This is a genomic window from Marinobacterium marinum (assembly GCF_013868415.1).
Classification (GTDB): domain Bacteria; phylum Pseudomonadota; class Gammaproteobacteria; order Pseudomonadales; family Balneatricaceae; genus Marinobacterium; species Marinobacterium marinum.
Genome location: NZ_JACEMT010000001.1, coordinates 22,715 through 39,432, shown reverse-complemented (window position 1 = coordinate 39,432; position 16,718 = coordinate 22,715). Strand labels below are relative to the sequence as shown.

The following is a 16,718-nucleotide window of genomic DNA, read 5'->3' as shown; positions in this document are numbered from 1 at the left end:
CATGAGCGAAATTGTACTGTGCCACCTTGATGAGCTGGACCCGATCGAGGGGCGCGGCTTCGAATTGGACGACGGCACCGCCCTGCTGGTCCTGCGCCGTGACGACCAGATACTGGCCTGGAGAAACAGCTGTCCTCATCGAGGCATTCGACTGGAGTGGCAGCCACATCAATTTCTCGACCACGAAAAGCAGTTTATCCAGTGCGCTACCCACGGCGCACTGTTCGGCATCCAGGACGGTATCTGCGTCGCCGGTCCCTGTCCTGGCGAACAGCTGGAAGCACTGCCCTGCACAGTCAGGGACGGGAAGGTCTATCTCAGCCGCGCTTGATGCGCTGCTGCAGTCGCTGCAGTGCCAGCTCAATGCGATCCAGGCCAGTGGTGTAGGAAAAGCGGATATAGCGTTCCGGATGATTGCAGCCAAAATCGGCCCCCGGCGTCACGGCCAGAAAATCCTCTTCCAGCAGCGACCAGCAATAAGCATAGCTGTCATCGGTCAGATGGGAGGCATCGGCATAGACATAAAACGCCCCTTCAGGCATTAACGGGATACCAAAACCCAACTGGCGCAGTCCCTCGACCAAACGGTCACGGCGCTCGGCAAAAGCGGCCCGGCGCTGCTCGAAAATGGCCAGCGTTTGCGGCTCAAACGCCGCCAGTGCGGCCTGCTGTGACAGGGTCGGGGGCGAAATAAACAGGTTCTGGGCAATTTTTTCCATTTCAGCGACGGCGGCTTCTTCGGCAACCAGCCACCCCAGACGCCAGCCCGTCATACCGAAATACTTGGAAAAACTGTTCAATACAACTGCATTCGGCGCAGCACTCAGCACGGTCTCGGCATCAAAGCCATAGGTCAAACCGTGATAGATTTCGTCAACAATCAGCGCTCCTCCCTGCCGCTCCACCGTCCGGGCAATTGCTGCCAGCTGGTCGGCAGGCACCACCGAGCCGGTCGGGTTGGACGGAGATGCCAGCAGTACACCGGCCGTGTCGTCCTGCCAATGCCGCTCAATCAGTTCAGGTGTCAGCTGGTAGTTGGTTTCAGGCCCCACGGGCACCAGCTGCCCCCGCGCTTCCAGCAAACGCAAAAACTGCCGGTTACAGGGATATCCCGGGTCCGCCAGCAGGAAGCGGCCACCCGGTGGTGCCAGCAAGGCAAAGGCCAGCAGCAAAGCGCCCGAGGCACCCGCCGTCACCAGTACCTGCCGTGGCGTGATGCTGACGTCATAACGCTGCTGATAAAAATCGGCAATTGCCGCACGCAGGCGGGGAATACCGCCCGCCGGGGTATAACGCACCTCGCCGCCGGCCAGCGCGATACGAGCCGCTTGCAGGATAGGCTCCGCCGTGGGGAAATCGGGCTCACCGGCTTCCATATGCACCACGTCATGCCCTGCGGCATCCAGTTCGGCGGCACGCTTGAGCAGATCCATCACCTTGAACGAGTCGATTTCCCGCGCCCGTTCCGTCCAGCCAGTATTCATCGTTCTGTTTCTCCCTTCAATACGTGCCGAAGTATATAGACATTCGTCGTAGCTGTATGCCGCGGAGGGCCTGCAGCCGATCAAGCAGATGGCAAAAACCCGAAAGGGGTCTAGCCTAAAGGATGGGCTTCTGGTACTTTCACCGGCTTTTAAAGCACCATAGTGTTCCCATATCAGGGGCGCAGGGCCAGAGCAATAGCGCTCTGCACGCTTCCGAACCCCCAATGACGTGAGGCTGCGCCAATGCCGAAAACAAACGATACCCAGTTCATGCATTTCGAGCCCTACCCGCTGGATAACGGCGAAGAGTACATGAATGAAGCGCAGAAAGATCATTTCCGCAGAATTCTGCTTGCCTGGAAACGCGAGCTGATGGAAGAAGTCGACAGCACCATCACTCACCTGAAAGAAGAAGCATCCAACTTTGCAGACCCAAGCGACCGTGCCAGCCAGGAAGAAGAATTCAGTCTGGAACTGCGCACCCGCGACCGTGAGCGCAAACTGATTCGCAAGATCGACGAAGCTCTCGAAAGCATCGACGAGGACGACTACGGCTATTGCGAGGCCTGCGGCGTCGAGATTGGCATTCGCCGCCTGGAAGCCCGCCCGACCGCGACCCTCTGCATTGATTGCAAGACCCTTGCCGAGATCAAGGAAAAACAGATCGGCCGCTGATGCCGGATGCCGAGGGGCCCCCGGCACCTCGGCCCACTGGCTGGAGAGCTCACCGTGCCCTGTATCGGACGTTTTGCCCCTTCTCCTACCGGTCCGCTCCACTTTGGCTCACTGCTGGCCGCCCTGGCCAGCTATCTGGACATTCGTGCCCGCAACGGCCGCTGGCTGCTGCGTATCGAAGATATCGATCCACCCCGTGAGCAACCTGGTGCTGCCGATTCGATTCTCTATACCCTGGATGCCTTTGGTCTGCATTGGGATGGCCCGGTGGTCTACCAAAGCCAGCGACATGACCTATACCATGAGGCCCTGCAGCAGCTGATTCGCCTCGGAACAGCCTACCCCTGTACCTGCAGCCGAAAGCAACTGCGAGCACGACTGCTGTCACATGGCTACGACGGACACTGCCTGCGTCATCCCCCCGTCGATACGACCACAGCGGCCTACCGAGTGCAGCATACACAAACCGACCACCAGTTCATCGACCGCATCCAGGGACGGCGCCGGTATCACTGGAGCGCCCACCAGGGCGACTTTACCGTTTTCAGACGCGACGGCCTGTTTGCCTACCAGTTGGCAGTCGTGGTCGATGATGCCGAACAGGGCATTACCGAAATACTGCGTGGCAGCGACCTGATCGACGAAACACCACATCAGAACGAACTGCAGCGGCAGCTTGGTTACCCACAGCCCCGTTATGCCCACATCCCGGTTATTACCAACCCTCAGGGCCAGAAACTCAGCAAACAGAATTTGGCTCCCGCCATTGATCCGGTAGAACGCCAGGCCTTGCTGTTCAAGGCACTCAGGCTGCTGGGACAGCAGCCACCGGCAGAGTTCCTTGCTGCAAGTCCGACGGAACTGCTCACCTGGGCCCGAACACACTGGCGCCTGGACAACATACCTGCAGCCATGCAACTGACACCCGAAGGCGTGCCTAGGGTTCAGCCACCTGACCAGCCAGGCACACCATGATCCGCCAGCGGCTGCTGTTGTTGCTGACCCTCATCGCTCTGCTGCTTGCCCCGGCCGGCATCAACTGGTGGCTGTTCGGTCACGCACACTGGCTGACTCCTTTCCTGATCTGGGCACTGCTGATTCTAACGGCAGCAGCCATCGAATGGCGGCACCGACATCATGAACTTTGACCTTTCGACCCTGCTGCTGTTCGGATGCGGCTACCTGCTGGTACTGTTCGGCGCGGCCTGGCTCACCGAACGCAAATACCTGCCCGAACGCCTGATCCGTCACCCGATCGTGCACGTTCTGGCGCTTGGCGTATTTGCCAGCGCCTGGACGTTTTATGGCATTTTTGGCGTGGCCTACCAATCAGGCTACCTCTATCTGATTTCCTATTTGGGCGGGTCGGCGGCCTTTCTGCTGGCACCAGTGGTGCTGATTCCAATTCTCCGCATTACACGACGCCATCAGTTGAGCTCACTGGCCGACCTCTTCGCCTTCCGTTTCCGCAGCGGCCGCGTCGGCACCCTGACCACCCTGCTGATGCTGTTCATCAGCCTGCCATTGCTATCCATCCAAATTCAGGCGCTGGCTGCATCCCTGCCCATGCTGACGCCCCACGTGTCATCACACCAGGCCGCCCTGGTATTTTGTGCCGTGATCGCTCTGTTTACCATCCTGTTTGGCGCACGTCACGCCTCCCTGCGCAACAGCCATAACGGCCTGATCGTCGCCATCGCCACCGAGTCTTTAGTCAAACTGGTTGCTCTGCTGGCCATCGCCGGCTACGCCTTTTTTGTCGTACTGGATGGACCGAGCGGGCTGGCCGACTGGCTGGCTGCCAATCCGGAACAGCTGCAGCGCCTGCAGCAGCCTCCGGCCGATCACTGGCAAGTCCTGCTGCTGGCCTTCTTTGCCTGTGCTATCGTCATGCCTCACATGTTCCATGTCGCCTTTACTGAAAACCTGCCCACCGAAAGTCTGTATCGCGCCAGCTGGGGACTGCCGCTGTTACTGTTGCTGCTGGCTCTGGCCGTGCCCCCCATTCTCTGGGCCGCCATCAAGAGCGATGCCATCGACAACCCCGAATACATGGTGCTGCAGTTGGGACAAACACTGCAGCTGCCATGGATGAGCCTGCTGGCCTTCATTGGCGGCCTGTCCGCCGCCAGCGGTATCATTATTGTCGCGACCGTTGCCCTTGCCTCCATGCTGCAAAACCATGTAGTCCTCCCGCTGGTACGTGTCCCGGACAATGTACGCTTTTATGCCTGGCTACTCTGGGTACGACGCCTGATCATCCTTGCCGTGCTGTTGGGCAGCTATCTGTTTTTTCATTTTATCGGCAACCGCTTTGCCCTGAGCCAACTGGGACTGCTGGCCTTTGTGGCCTTCCTGCAATTTCTGCCCGGCATTCTGGTGACCTTGTACTGGCCCGGTGCCAGCCGCAATGGCTTTCTGGCCGGCGTCGGAGTCGGTTTTGGCATCTGGGCACTGGGCCTGCTCCTGCCCATGATGAGCGTCGCGCTGCAGAGTGAGCCCGACAGTAGCACCACGGCCCTGTCCAGCTATCCGGTCGCACTGATTTCCCTACTGGCCAACAGCCTGACACTGGTTGTCACCTCACTTCTGTTTCCCGGCCGCCGCGAAGAGCGCCAGGCGGCCGAAGCCTGTCTGCTGAATGCCCTGCCGCATCCCACCGGGCAGGGCATTCAGGTCCAAAGCAATGCCGACTTTGTCAATCGACTCACTCCCCGTCTGGGCGAGCGCCCGGCCCAACGTGAAGTACGCCGTGCCCTGCGCGAACTGCAACTGCCAAGCGGTCGGCTTGCACCTCTGGACAGTCTGCGCCTGCGCGCCCGCCTGGAGCAGAACCTGTCCGGCCTGCTGGGACCGGTCGAGGCCGCAGCCCTGCTGCAGCCTCTGGATACGCCCGGCAACAACAGCGGTTTCAAGGCCCGCAACGTGCACCTGCTGGAACAACAACTGGAGGCATACGATCAGCGTCTGTCGGGGCTGGCCGCCGAGCTGGATCAACTGCGCCGTTACCACCGCGCTACCCTGCAACGACTCCCTATTGGCGTTTGCACCCTCGATGCCGAACAGCGCATTCTGTTCTGGAATGCCGAACTGGAAACCTGCACCGAGTTGAGCTCAGACCAGGCACCGGGACTCCGTCTGGACCAGCTGCCTTCGCCCTGGTCCGACTTCCTGGCCCGCTTTGCAGCAGCCGATGCCCTGCACCAGAGTGCCGAATGTCTTGAACTGAACGGCGCACAGCGCTGGTTCAGCCTGCACAAGGCCCGCTTGGACGACACCCCCGCCCAAGGCATGGTCCTGCTGGTGGAAGAAGAAACCCAGCACCTGCTCATGGCCCGCAAACTCGCACACAGCGAACGCCTGGCATCCATTGGGCGCTTTGCCGCCGGGGTCGCACATGAAATCGGTAACCCGGTGACCGGTATCGCCTGCCTGGCACAAAATCTGAAACTGGAAACCGAACAGCCGGAAGTACTGGAAACCGGCGATCAGATCGTCGACCAGACCCGCCGCATCAGCCGCATCGTACAGTCACTGGTTCGCTTTGCGCATACCGGACGTCAGGACGGTCCCGGGCACATGGAACCGATCCGACTGCATACCTGTATTGACGAGGCCATTCACCTGGCCGCTCTGGATCGTCACGGCCGCCAGCAACATTTCATCAACGCCGTAGACCAGACTCTGCTGATCCAGGGCGATCTGCAGCTGCTGCTACAGGTGTTCGTCAACCTGCTCAATAATGCCAGCGATGCCTCACCTGCCGAAAGCGTGATTCGAATCGACTCGGATATGAACGAGCACAGCAGCCGCCTGATGATTACCGACGAAGGCTACGGCATCCCGGCCGAACATCAGGACCACCTGTTCGAACCCTTCTTTACCACCAAGGAACCCGGCAAGGGAACCGGCCTGGGTCTGCCTTTGGTCTACAACATCATTACTCAGCACTATGGTAGTATCGAAATTGTGAGTCCGGCCAACAAGAAACAGAACAACGGCACTCGGGTCATTATCACCTTACCCCGGCTGCAGGGTTCTGCACTCCCTGAGCGGCCGGAAGCAGATGGAGAAGGTTTGTCCGGATGAGTCGAATTCTGATTGTTGAGGATGAAAGTATCATCCGTGCCGCACTGAAGCGCCTGCTGGAAAAAAACGATTACGATGTCAGCGATGCCGAGTCTGTAACCGATGCAACAGCCCGCTTCCGTCTGGATACGTTTGACCTGATCATTTCCGACCTGCGCCTGCCCGGTGCTCCGGGCACAGACTTGATCGAACTGGCGGCCGGGGTACCGGTTCTGATCATGACCAGTTATGCCAGCCTGCGCTCGGCCGTGGATGCCATGAAGCTTGGTGCCGTCGACTATATTGCCAAGCCGTTCGACCATGACGAAATGCTCAGCACCGTTGCCGGAACACTGGCCCAACAGCTGACGGCACCAACTCCCCCCGGCGAAGCTCTGGCCGATGGTTCGGGGGGTACGCATATTATCGGTTCCTGTCAGGCCATGCAGGAGCTATACCGTCGCATTGCCAAGGTTGCCCGCACCGATGCGACGGTATTGATTCTCGGTGAATCGGGGACAGGCAAGGAGCTGGCGGCACGCTCGATTCACGAACAAAGCACCCGCGCCGACAAGCCAATGATCTGCGTGAACTGCGCCGCTATCCCCGAGACCCTGATCGAGTCCGAATTGTTCGGCCATGAAAAAGGGGCCTTCACCGGTGCGACCAGCAGTCGCAGCGGCCTGATCGAAGCTGCAGATGGCGGCACCCTGTTTCTGGATGAAATTGGCGAGCTGCCACTGGAAGCCCAGGCCCGTTTGCTGCGCTTCCTGCAGGAGGGTGAAATTCGCCGCGTAGGTGCCGTACAGCCTCTCAATGTGGATGTCCGCCTGATCGCTGCCACTCACCGCGATCTCAAAAACCGCGCCCGCTCGGGACAATTCCGTGAAGACCTTTACTATCGTCTGTACGTCATGGAACTGCGCATGCCCCCTCTGCGCGAGCGCGAGGACGATATTCTTGAACTGGCGCAGGCCTTTCTCGACAAACAGTGCCAGAAGCTGGGGTGTGAGACGCTCAGCTTCAGCGCCGAAGCCCGTCGCCTGTTACGCGGTTACCATTGGCCCGGAAATGTACGCGAACTGGAAAATGCCATCGAGCGTGCCGTTATCCTGACCGATGGCATATCGATTACACCCGAACTGTTGGGGTTGGAAATGGACCCGCACAGTCTGTCTGAACTGGAAAGCCAATACCGTGAATCACACGGGCAACCAGCACCCTATGAACTCGAGCGCCCGCGGACCGACCTGTCGCTGGATGACTACTTCCAGCGCTTTGTGCTGGAAAACCAGGACCAGATGAGCGAGACCGAGCTGGCCAAGACACTGGGCATCAGCCGCAAGAACCTGTGGGAGCGGCGCCAGAAACTGGGGATTCCCCGCAAACCCAAAGGGTAACAACCGGTAACACTCCAAAGTGTTACCTAAATACCCACATCCCTTTATTCGTGTATATTCAAGTAACACTCTGTTGTGTTTTTAGAGACAAAAAACCGACTCAAAAAACCATTTTCCTTATAAAACAAATAGTTAAGAAAACTGGCACGGCAACTGCAGTATATTTGGCAGAACAACAACAACGCACACCCTGAAGCCTGACCAGCAATAAAAATAAAAACAGGTCATGCCGACGAGTGAACCGCCTCGAATAAAAATAATAATGAGGCTTAGTCGGTCGTTAAAGTGGCACTGCAGCGCTCCCCAATCAGTGCTCTTAGGAACAACAACAACAAGCTAAGTTTAATGTTGCCACTTTACGACCGACACCCCACTCCTCTCCTTCCACACTCCCTGCAACACGCTACCTGATCCGTTTACCCGTATCGAACAACACCGAATCTTATGCCCTAAGTGGAACCAGGTGTTATGATGCGCCAACCGTGATGACGTTACAGACAGGGACACCGTTCGACCCATGCCGACCACTCTATTGATCATTTGTGCAGTGCTCGTTGCCGCTTTGACCGCCTGGATACTGATCCGCAAGCGCTCCGGCACAGCCACCAGGGACACCGACATGCCCTCAACCTCCGGCACCGACACGCTGCCGTACCGCCGCATCCCCGAATCCGAACACCAGATCCCGCGCCGCTATCTCGACGACAACGCAATGAAAGTGGTGTATCGACTGGAAGATGCCGGTTACGAGGGCTACCTGGTGGGCGGCTGCATACGAGACCTGCTGCGGGGACTCAAGCCCAAGGACTTTGACATCGCTACCTCCGCACATCCGGAAGAAGCCGAAGAGCTGTTCCGGCGCGGCCGCCTGATCGGACGACGCTTCAAGCTTTTACATGTCCGCTTTGGACGGGAAGTCATCGAAGTCGCCACCTTCCGGGCCTCCCATGATCAGGATGAAGTCAACCGTGATCAGGCGCGCACAGCCGACACCGGCATGATCCTGCGCGACAATGTCTACGGCACCATTGAAGAAGACGCCCTGCGGCGCGACTTCACCGTCAACGCGCTCTACTATGATGCCAAGGATCACAGTATTCTCGACTTCGCCGGCGGCTATGATGATCTGAAAAACAACCGCTTGCGCATGATTGGCGACGCCAATGCACGCTACCGTGAAGACCCCGTACGCATGCTCAGGGCTGCACGCTTTGCTGCAAAACTGAACTTTGACCTCGACCCGGACACCGCCAATCCCATTCGAGACCTGGCCGGCCTGATGCGCAACGTATCCCCGGCACGCTTGTTTGACGAAGTTCTCAAGCTGCTGCAGAGCGGACACGGCGAAGCCTCCTATCGCCAACTGCAGCGCTTCGGCCTGTTCCAATACCTGTTCCCGCTGACCGATCTGGCGCTGGAAGACGATACGCTGCCGGTTGAAACGCTGATCATCAATGCACTGGGCAACACGGACCGTCGCCTGGCTCAAGGCAAGAGCGTCACACCCGCATTCCTGTTTGCCGCTCTGCTCTGGTACCCCCTGCAGCAACGCATCCGTGAACTGGAACCCACTTCCGACCTTCCGCCCTTGCCATTGCTGCACGAAGCCGCCAATCAGGTACTGGGCGAACAGGTGAAATGCACGGCCATCCCGCGCCGCTTCTCCACCCCGGTACGCGAAATCTGGGAACTGCAACTGCGCCTGCCACGCCGTCAGGGCAAAAAAGCGGACCAGTTGATGGAGCACCCGCGCTTCCGCGCCGCCTATGACCTGCTGTTGCTGCGTGAAAGCAGCGGCGAAGATCTGAACGGGCTGGGGCAGTGGTGGACCGATTATCAGGTAGCTAACCCGGTCAATCGCCGGGAAATGATGCCATCCAATCAGGACGACAAACCCAAGCGCAAACGTCGCCGTCGACCACGCAAACACACTCCGAATAGCGAACACAACCAGGAGAAACCGATGTGAGACGCGCCTATATCGGCCTGGGCAGCAACCTTGAAGATCCGCACCAACAGGTCCGTGACGCTTTGCAGGAGCTGGACCATATCCCGCATACTCGGGTCATTGCTCACTCCTCACTCTACCGCTCAGATCCGGTCGGCCCGCCAGGCCAGCCGGATTACATCAACGCGGTTGCCGCGCTGGATACCGCGCTGGAGCCCGAACAGCTGCTGGATGCTCTGCAGGCAATCGAGCAGGCACACCAGCGGGTCCGCAAGATCCACTGGGGCCCCAGAACGCTGGACCTGGATATTCTGTTGTTTGCAAACCTGACACTCGCAACCGAACGCCTTACAGTACCTCATGCCTGGATGCTGGAGCGCAATTTTGTGCTCTGGCCCCTGGCCGAAATCACCCCCGAGCTCCGCCTGCCCGACGGCTCGGCGTTATCCTCACATCTAATCCATTGTCCACTGGGCACACTGGAAAGGATATCGCTATAATCCGCTCAAGGCCGAACTGGATCGGCGTCTCATTGATAACAAAGAGAATGCTATGAGTAACATCACGCTGCATACCCTGAACGCCCGTAAACAGGCGGGTGAAAAGTTTGCCGTATTGACCGCCTACGACGCGACATTCTCGCACCTGGTCAGCAGTGCCGGCATCGAGATGATCCTCGTCGGCGACTCACTCGGCATGGTATTGCAAGGACAGGACAGCACCCTGCCCGTTACCGTCGAAGAAATGGTCTATCACACCGCCTGCGTTGCCCGTGGCAATCAGGGTGCGATGATCATGGCCGACCTGCCCTTCATGAGCTATGCCACGCCCGAACAGGCCATGGACAGTGCGGCGGCCCTGATGCAGGCCGGGGCACAAATCGTCAAGCTGGAAGGAGGCGATTGGCTATGTGACAGTGTCAGCCTTCTGGCCGAGCGCGGCGTGCCTGTCTGCGCCCACTTGGGCTTGACGCCGCAAGCCGTCAACAAACTGGGCGGTTACCGGGTACAAGGGCGTGACGAACATTCCGCGCTGAAAATGCTGGAAGACGCCAAGCGGCTGGAACAGGCCGGTGCCAGCATGCTCCTGCTGGAATGTGTACCTTCCCTGCTGGCTCAGGAAATCACCCGTAACGTGGATATCCCGGTCATCGGTATCGGTGCCGGTCAGCACACCGATGCGCAGGTTCTCGTGATGCACGACATGCTCGGCATCACGACCGGCCGAGTACCCAAATTCGTCAAGAATTTCATGCCCGAAGCCAACAGCATCCAGGATGCCTTCCGCCTGTACGGCGAACAGGTACGCAACGGTCAGTTCCCTGCCGAAGAACACGGATTCAATTAACAATGTACGCGATACACACCCTCGCTGAACTACGTGCAGCGGTGCGCGAGCACCGCCTGGCCGACAAGCGAATCGCCCTGGTCCCCACCATGGGCAACCTGCATCAGGGACATCTGAGCCTGGTACAGACAGCGCTTCAGCATGCGGACATCGTCATCACCAGCATCTTCGTTAACCCCTTGCAGTTCGGTCCTAACGAAGACCTGGACAGTTATCCGCGCACCCTGACTGAAGACCAGCAGAAACTGGCTTCCGTCGGCTGTCATCTGCTGTTTGCCCCCACCGTCAGCGAAGTCTACCCGGATGGTCAGGCCGCACAAACGCTGGTGGAGGTTCCCGGTTTGTCCGATATCCACTGTGGCGTCAGCCGCCCCGGCCATTTCCGCGGCGTTAGCACCGTAGTCTGCAAGCTGTTCAACATGGTACAACCGGATGTGGCCGTATTCGGCCTGAAGGATTATCAACAGGTGGCCGTCATCCGGAAGATGGTGCGCGACCTGTGCATACCGGTCGACATTATCGGTGTACCAACGGTACGCGCCGAGAGTGGTTTGGCACTGAGTTCACGAAACGGCTATCTGACACAGGATGAACTGACTGCCGCTGCTGTACTGCAACAAACCCTGCAACTGACCGCCGATGCAGTCCGTCAGGGCAGTACCGATTTTCCGCTGCTGGAAGAGCAGGCCCAGAAGACCCTGGAAAACGCGGGGTTCCGCCGTGACTTTTATCGCATTCTGAACCGCGATACTCTGCTACCCGCCAGCCCCGCAGATGACAAGGTGGTATTGGCCGCCGCGTTCCTTGGGCGCGCTCGTCTAATCGACAATATCGAGATCTGACCAGGGCTGCCGCCGGTCGCCCGTTAAAACGGCCTGATTCTGCTCTTGGTCAGGCCGTTTTGTGCAACGCACAAATTAGTCCTTTTCGCTACTTGACACTCCCTTCCCGCATCACGCAGACTCGAAAGACTTCCAAGTCAAGCGCCACGGCGCCGACCCAGGCCTGTGTCGTACCCGAATATATGCAACTTCCCGGTCACCAAGCCGCTCTAGCATGGGTACAGGATCAATAATGATACAAACAAAAGAGGCACTCTGATTATGCGCGATGTTGTTATTGTTGCTGCCGGACGCACGGCGGTTGGTGCATTCAATGGTTCTCTCGCTTCCCTGACCGCCGCTTCTATCGGCACCAGGGTTATCGAGGGGCTGCTTGAGCAGACCGGGCTGAACCCGGCAGAAGTGGACGAAGTCATTCTCGGTCAAGTATTGACCGCCGGCTGCGGCCAGAACCCTGCACGTCAGGCGATGATCAACGCAGGCATACCGCAGGAAGTGCCCGCCATGACCATCAATAAGGTCTGCGGTTCCGGCCTCAAGGCGCTGCAGCTGGCAACCCAGGCCATCCGCTGTGGCGACGCCGATGTTGTGATTGCCGGTGGCCAGGAAAGCATGTCACAGTCACCGCATATCCTCCCCAACTCCCGTAACGGGGCCCGCATGGGCGACTGGAAAATGGTCGACTCCATGATCAATGACGGCCTCTGGGACGCCTTCAACAACTACCACATGGGCATCACCACCGAGAATATCGTCGACAAATACGGTTTTACCCGTGAACAGCAGGATGCTTTTGCCAGCGCCTCACAAAACAAGGCCGAAGCGGCGGTAACCTCAGGTCGCTTCAAGGACGAAATCATTCCGGTCAGCATCCCGCAGCGCAAGGGTGACCCAATCGTCTTCGATACCGACGAACAACCCCGTTTCGGTTGCACTGCTGAAGCCCTGGGAAAACTGCGCCCGGCCTTCAAGAAGGACGGCACCGTAACCGCCGGTAACAGCTCCACCATCAATGATGGTGCCGCCGCCGTCATTCTGTGCTCTGCCGAAAAGGCCGACGCGCTGGGCTTGAAACCATTGGCACGCATCAAGGCTTACGCCTCTGCCGGAGTCGACCCCGCCATCATGGGTACCGGCCCGATCTGCGCAACCACCAAGGCGCTGGAAAAAGCCGGCTGGGGCATTGATGACCTGGAACTTGTCGAAGCCAATGAAGCCTTTGCCGCCCAGGCTATGTCTGTCAATCAGGACCTGGGCTGGAACACCGACATCGTCAACGTAAATGGTGGCGCCATTGCACTGGGCCACCCGATCGGCGCTTCAGGCTGCCGCATTCTGGTCAGTCTGGTCCATGAAATGATCAAACGTGACGCGAAAAAAGGCCTGGCGACCTTGTGCATCGGCGGCGGCATGGGTACCGCGCTGGCAATCGAGCGCGACTGAAACCACCGACCTGCAGAACGCAAACAGCCGCCTTGAAAGGCGGCTGTTTGCATTTCAATAACAGGTCTCAGGCGGACGCGATCGCACCCTTACCGATACCCTCGAATGCCTTTACAACCACGGCATCGTGCATATATTCCGCCTTGATCGTACGGGCCAGATACATCGCAATCTGCTCCACCGTTGTTTCAACGTCGATCAGATAACAGCAACGTGCCGGCAGGATCAGTTCAAAATTCCCCTGTGGCGCGGTATAGGCATAGTGGTGTTCATGATTGGCATCACTGCGCAGGTGAGTCCGGGTACCGATATAGATATCCCGGAAATGTCCGGCCCAGGCCCCTTCCAGCGCTTCGTCTCGCTGCCCGTTGCGGTAAATCTCGATACTCGAGCGATGCCCATGTGCAATGCGCTGGCAATTACCCTCATGCTGCTGCAAGCCGTGGCTGTAATGATAAAAGTGCCCCTCAATGGATTCGGGCATGAATTTCAGCTCGACTCCTTTGACCTGATCTGGAAACAGCGCCAGCAACTGGTCGCGACACCACTCGGCCAAGCCTTCCGCACTAATTTCGGCCACCGGAACAGCCGCGATTGCCTGTTCGGGTGCCCGGCAATAGAAGCGTTCCCCTTCGGGATACTGCCAGTTCACTTCGGTCATGCCGGCCACCGTATCGAGTTTCAGGCGGGGCATTCCCGTTGGCACGACCAGTCGATGATCGACATAGGTATCCAGCCACTGCTTGACCCGGCGCTTGACCACACCGAAGTCGCAGATCATGCCCTGCTCATCCAACCCCCCGTCCAGCACTAGCTGCACCGCCCAGGACTCTCCAAGAAGGCCACGTTCGGGATGCAGGTAGGAAAAATCGACATGTGTCAGGTTATCGACAAAAAGCTTCACAGACACCTCAGCAATCAGATTAAGAGCACCATTTTACCGGATTGGACCGGAGCTTTCACAACACCCTGTGGTCCCCCTGGCCGCTACTATATACTAGACCTTTTGACTGGTTTGCAGGTTCACATGCGACTCGATAAATATATTACTCAGGTAACGGACTTCTCACGCAAGGAAGTCAAACGGCTACTCCATGCAAACGAGGTCACCGTCAATGATGTACCGGAACGCGACCCCGGCCGCAAGGTTGGCGAACATGACGAGATCAATCTCCAGGGAATGCCTCTGGAGGCGCCCCGCACACGCTACCTGATGCTGTACAAGCCGGAAGGAGTGATCTGTGCCACCGATGACCCCACCCACCCGACTGTGCTCGCATTGCTGGAACTGCCCCGCGTCGAACGTTTGAATATCTGTGGCCGACTGGATATCGATACGACCGGACTGGTGCTGCTGACCGACGATGGCCAGTGGGCTCACCGTGTCGCATCGCCCAATCACAAAACCGGCAAGGTCTACCTGGTCGATACCGCTGACCCCATCCCGAGTGATGCGGTTCGCACCTTTGCCGAGGGTCTGATGCTGAAAGGTGAAAAACTGCGTACCCAACCTGCCGAACTGGAGATTCTGTCTGCGCATCAGGCCCGTATCTGTCTGCACGAGGGCCGTTATCATCAAGTCAAGCGCATGTTCGCCGCCATTGGCAACCGGGTGGTCGCCCTGCACCGCGAGCAGATTGGCAGCATCACGCTGGATGAGATGCTGGAGCCCGGCGAGTACCGTGAACTGACTCCTGAAGAAATTGCCAGTATCTGATATGGACGTGCTGACTACCGAACTCAACCAGCTGTTACGCCAGGCTTCCGGCACCACCCTTTGGCTGGTAGACGAAAATATTCAACTCGATATGCCGGCCAACCCTGCGGTTCTGGTTGTAGGCAATCGTTTCGATGTCATTGAGCGCCTGCAGCAGTGTGGCTGGGACGCCCACTTCAGTGATTTCGACTTGTCCGCTCTGGCATCGGCAGGCTTCGATCAGATCATCTATCGAGTGTCCAAGGAGAAGCCCGTTGTCCACTATCTGATCACTGCAGCACAACGTCTTTTACGTGCAGACGGTAGCCTTAGCCTGTTGGGCGACAAGGGCGAGGGAATTCGAACCTACGCCCGCAAGGCCGAAGCCTGCCTCGAAGGCACACGCACGGAACAGAAGCTGGGTCCCAACAGCTGGCACGCACATATCCGCCAAGGCAACGGAACAGGCCCGTGTCCGGATCATCAACACTACTCCGAACTCCGCCCGGCCTGTGCCGATGCCCAACGCCAATACTGGTCCAAGCCGGGGCTGTTCGGCTGGAACAAGATCGATCGCGGCAGCGCCCTGCTGATCGAGCAGCTGCCTGCCATGCTGGGCAGTTCTCTGCCGCTGCCGGGTAAAGTGCTTGATCTAGGCTGCGGTTTCGGCTATCTCGCCCTGAACGTCGCTGATAGCACAACGGCCTTGGTCTGCAGTGATAACAATGCCGCAGCCCTGCGTGCCTGCCGCTATAATCTGGATCAGGCCGGACTGCAACAGGCCGAAGTTATCGCGGCTGACGCCGGTGATCGACTATCCCCCGGCTTCGACGTTCTGCTTTGCAACCCACCCTTCCACAGCGGCTTTTCCGTTGATGGCGACCTGACAGACCGTTTTCTTCACGCGGCCCGGCGTCTGCTGTCGGCGAAGGGCAGCGCCTGCTTTGTAGTCAACCAGCATATTCCACTGGAACGCAAGGCCATTGGCCTGTTTGCCGATATACACACGCACCTGGATAGCGGACAGTTTAAGCTGGTTCGTCTGCGCCAGCCGATCAACCTTCAGTTTCAGAGAGACTCATGACCTTCGACTATCTGCGCCAAAGCCTGTTTTTCTTCCGAAACCACGCCAATCGCCTGGCCCTGATCCAACTGCCCTTCCTGGCTGTACTCGCGTTTGTACAGTTTCAGGTTATCCAGCAGCTGCCCGATAATCTGGAAAACATCCAAACCGCAACGCTGCAAAAGAGCATTTTTCTCAGTTCAGCTCTGGACCTCGCGCTGATGCCGGTTTACTGGGGGGCAACTCTGTTCTACCTGCAGTCTGTGCTCCATGGACAGCCATTGGCCATCAGCCGCGCCCTCAGCCTCAGCATGACCTGCTGGGGACGCCTGCTGCTGACCTACATGCTGTCGGTGCTGGCCATCTCTTTCGGCCTGGTCCTGTTGATCGTACCCGGAATCTATATCGCGATTCGCCTGGCTTTTGCCGAGTTTTATTGCGTAATGGATGGCATGGGACCCATCGACGCCCTGAAAGCCAGCTGGGACAAAACCAATGACTTCTTCTGGCCACTCCTGCAAGGGATGGCCCTCCTCTTTGGCTGCCTGCTCCTGCTCGAAACCCTTATCGGTGAGCTACTACGCGAGCAGCAGGGCGCTCTGACCCTGGTCTCGATACTGATTCAGTTTCTGGGCGTACTCCCCACCATTTATGCCTACCGTCTCTACTGTGTCATGAAAGCCGACGACCAGCCGACCTGACCTTGCACCCCAGGCAGAGTGCCACTTTCGGTACCTGCCTTTTCCTCCGTT

16 protein-coding genes are annotated in these 16,718 nt (G+C 58.3%); 14 read left to right on the top strand and 2 right to left on the bottom strand.

Annotation, left to right across the window (positions count from 1 at the left end; translation table 11 throughout):
- Nucleotide 1: 1 nt before the first annotated feature.
- Nucleotides 2–331 (top strand): Rieske (2Fe-2S) protein, encoded by a 330-nt coding sequence (locus H1S06_RS00180; RefSeq protein ID WP_181736272.1) that lies wholly within the window; start codon nt 2–4, stop codon nt 329–331.
- Here the strand turns inward: H1S06_RS00180 and H1S06_RS00175 are convergent.
- Entirely contained in the window at nt 318–1,484 is a 1,167-nt protein-coding gene (locus H1S06_RS00175; protein ID WP_181736271.1) for a pyridoxal phosphate-dependent aminotransferase, read from the bottom strand. The genes H1S06_RS00180 and H1S06_RS00175 overlap by 14 nt on opposite strands.
- 243 nt (nt 1,485–1,727) lie before the next feature.
- Here H1S06_RS00175 and dksA point away from each other — a divergent pair, with 243 nt between their 5' ends.
- The 10 genes from dksA (at nt 1,728) to H1S06_RS00125 (ending at nt 13,207) form a co-directional block, all read left to right on the top strand.
- A complete protein-coding gene (gene dksA, locus H1S06_RS00170) occupies nt 1,728–2,159 on the top strand; it encodes an RNA polymerase-binding protein DksA (RefSeq protein WP_181736270.1) in 432 nt (143 codons plus the stop codon).
- 54 nt (nt 2,160–2,213) lie between these two features.
- On the top strand, nt 2,214–3,134 hold the full coding sequence (gene gluQRS, locus H1S06_RS00165; protein WP_181736269.1) for a tRNA glutamyl-Q(34) synthetase GluQRS: 921 nt from the start codon (nt 2,214–2,216) through the stop codon (nt 3,132–3,134).
- Nucleotides 3,131–3,307, top strand: coding sequence for a hypothetical protein (locus tag H1S06_RS00160; protein WP_181736268.1), 177 nt, complete (start codon nt 3,131–3,133; stop codon nt 3,305–3,307). The genes gluQRS and H1S06_RS00160 overlap by 4 nt, the downstream gene beginning before the upstream one ends.
- A complete protein-coding gene (locus H1S06_RS00155; RefSeq protein WP_181736267.1) occupies nt 3,297–6,248 on the top strand; it encodes a sensor histidine kinase in 2,952 nt (983 codons plus the stop codon). Before H1S06_RS00160 ends, H1S06_RS00155 begins: the two co-directional genes overlap by 11 nt.
- On the top strand, nt 6,245–7,627 hold the full coding sequence (locus tag H1S06_RS00150) for a sigma-54-dependent transcriptional regulator (protein ID WP_181736266.1): 1,383 nt from the start codon (nt 6,245–6,247) through the stop codon (nt 7,625–7,627). The genes H1S06_RS00155 and H1S06_RS00150 overlap by 4 nt, the downstream gene beginning before the upstream one ends.
- 517 nt (nt 7,628–8,144) lie before the next feature.
- Entirely contained in the window at nt 8,145–9,596 is a 1,452-nt protein-coding gene (pcnB, locus tag H1S06_RS00145) for a polynucleotide adenylyltransferase PcnB (RefSeq protein ID WP_181736265.1), read from the top strand.
- Entirely contained in the window at nt 9,593–10,075 is a 483-nt protein-coding gene (gene folK / locus H1S06_RS00140; RefSeq protein ID WP_181736264.1) for a 2-amino-4-hydroxy-6-hydroxymethyldihydropteridine diphosphokinase, read from the top strand. The genes pcnB and folK overlap by 4 nt, the downstream gene beginning before the upstream one ends.
- Before the next feature lie 52 nt (nt 10,076–10,127).
- Nucleotides 10,128–10,922 carry a 3-methyl-2-oxobutanoate hydroxymethyltransferase gene (panB, locus tag H1S06_RS00135; RefSeq protein WP_181736263.1) on the top strand — a complete coding sequence of 265 codons (795 nt, stop codon included), beginning with the start codon at nt 10,128–10,130 and terminating at the stop codon, nt 10,920–10,922.
- A gap of 2 nt (nt 10,923–10,924) precedes the next feature.
- Nucleotides 10,925–11,764 carry a pantoate--beta-alanine ligase gene (gene panC / locus H1S06_RS00130; protein WP_181736262.1) on the top strand — a complete coding sequence of 280 codons (840 nt, stop codon included), beginning with the start codon at nt 10,925–10,927 and terminating at the stop codon, nt 11,762–11,764.
- Nucleotides 11,765–12,025: 261 nt separating this feature from the next.
- On the top strand, nt 12,026–13,207 hold the full coding sequence (locus H1S06_RS00125; RefSeq protein WP_181736261.1) for an acetyl-CoA C-acetyltransferase: 1,182 nt from the start codon (nt 12,026–12,028) through the stop codon (nt 13,205–13,207).
- Nucleotides 13,208–13,274: 67 nt separating this feature from the next.
- Here H1S06_RS00125 and H1S06_RS00120 read toward each other — a convergent pair whose 3' ends face one another.
- Nucleotides 13,275–14,111, bottom strand: coding sequence for a 6-carboxytetrahydropterin synthase (locus H1S06_RS00120; RefSeq protein ID WP_181736285.1), 837 nt, complete (start codon nt 14,109–14,111; stop codon nt 13,275–13,277).
- 123 nt (nt 14,112–14,234) lie between these two features.
- On the opposite strand from H1S06_RS00120, the gene rsuA reads away from it, so the two are divergent.
- From rsuA to H1S06_RS00105, 3 genes are read left to right on the top strand one after another with little or no spacing between them, the layout of a single operon-like run.
- Nucleotides 14,235–14,924 (top strand): 16S rRNA pseudouridine(516) synthase RsuA, encoded by a 690-nt coding sequence (rsuA, locus tag H1S06_RS00115; protein WP_181736260.1) that lies wholly within the window; start codon nt 14,235–14,237, stop codon nt 14,922–14,924.
- Between the two features lies 1 nt (nt 14,925).
- Nucleotides 14,926–15,987 carry a methyltransferase gene (locus tag H1S06_RS00110; RefSeq protein ID WP_181736259.1) on the top strand — a complete coding sequence of 354 codons (1,062 nt, stop codon included), beginning with the start codon at nt 14,926–14,928 and terminating at the stop codon, nt 15,985–15,987.
- Nucleotides 15,984–16,667, top strand: a complete 684-nt coding sequence (locus H1S06_RS00105; RefSeq protein WP_181736258.1) for a YciC family protein — start codon at nt 15,984–15,986, stop codon at nt 16,665–16,667. The genes H1S06_RS00110 and H1S06_RS00105 overlap by 4 nt, the downstream gene beginning before the upstream one ends.
- Nucleotides 16,668–16,718 lie beyond the last annotated feature (51 nt).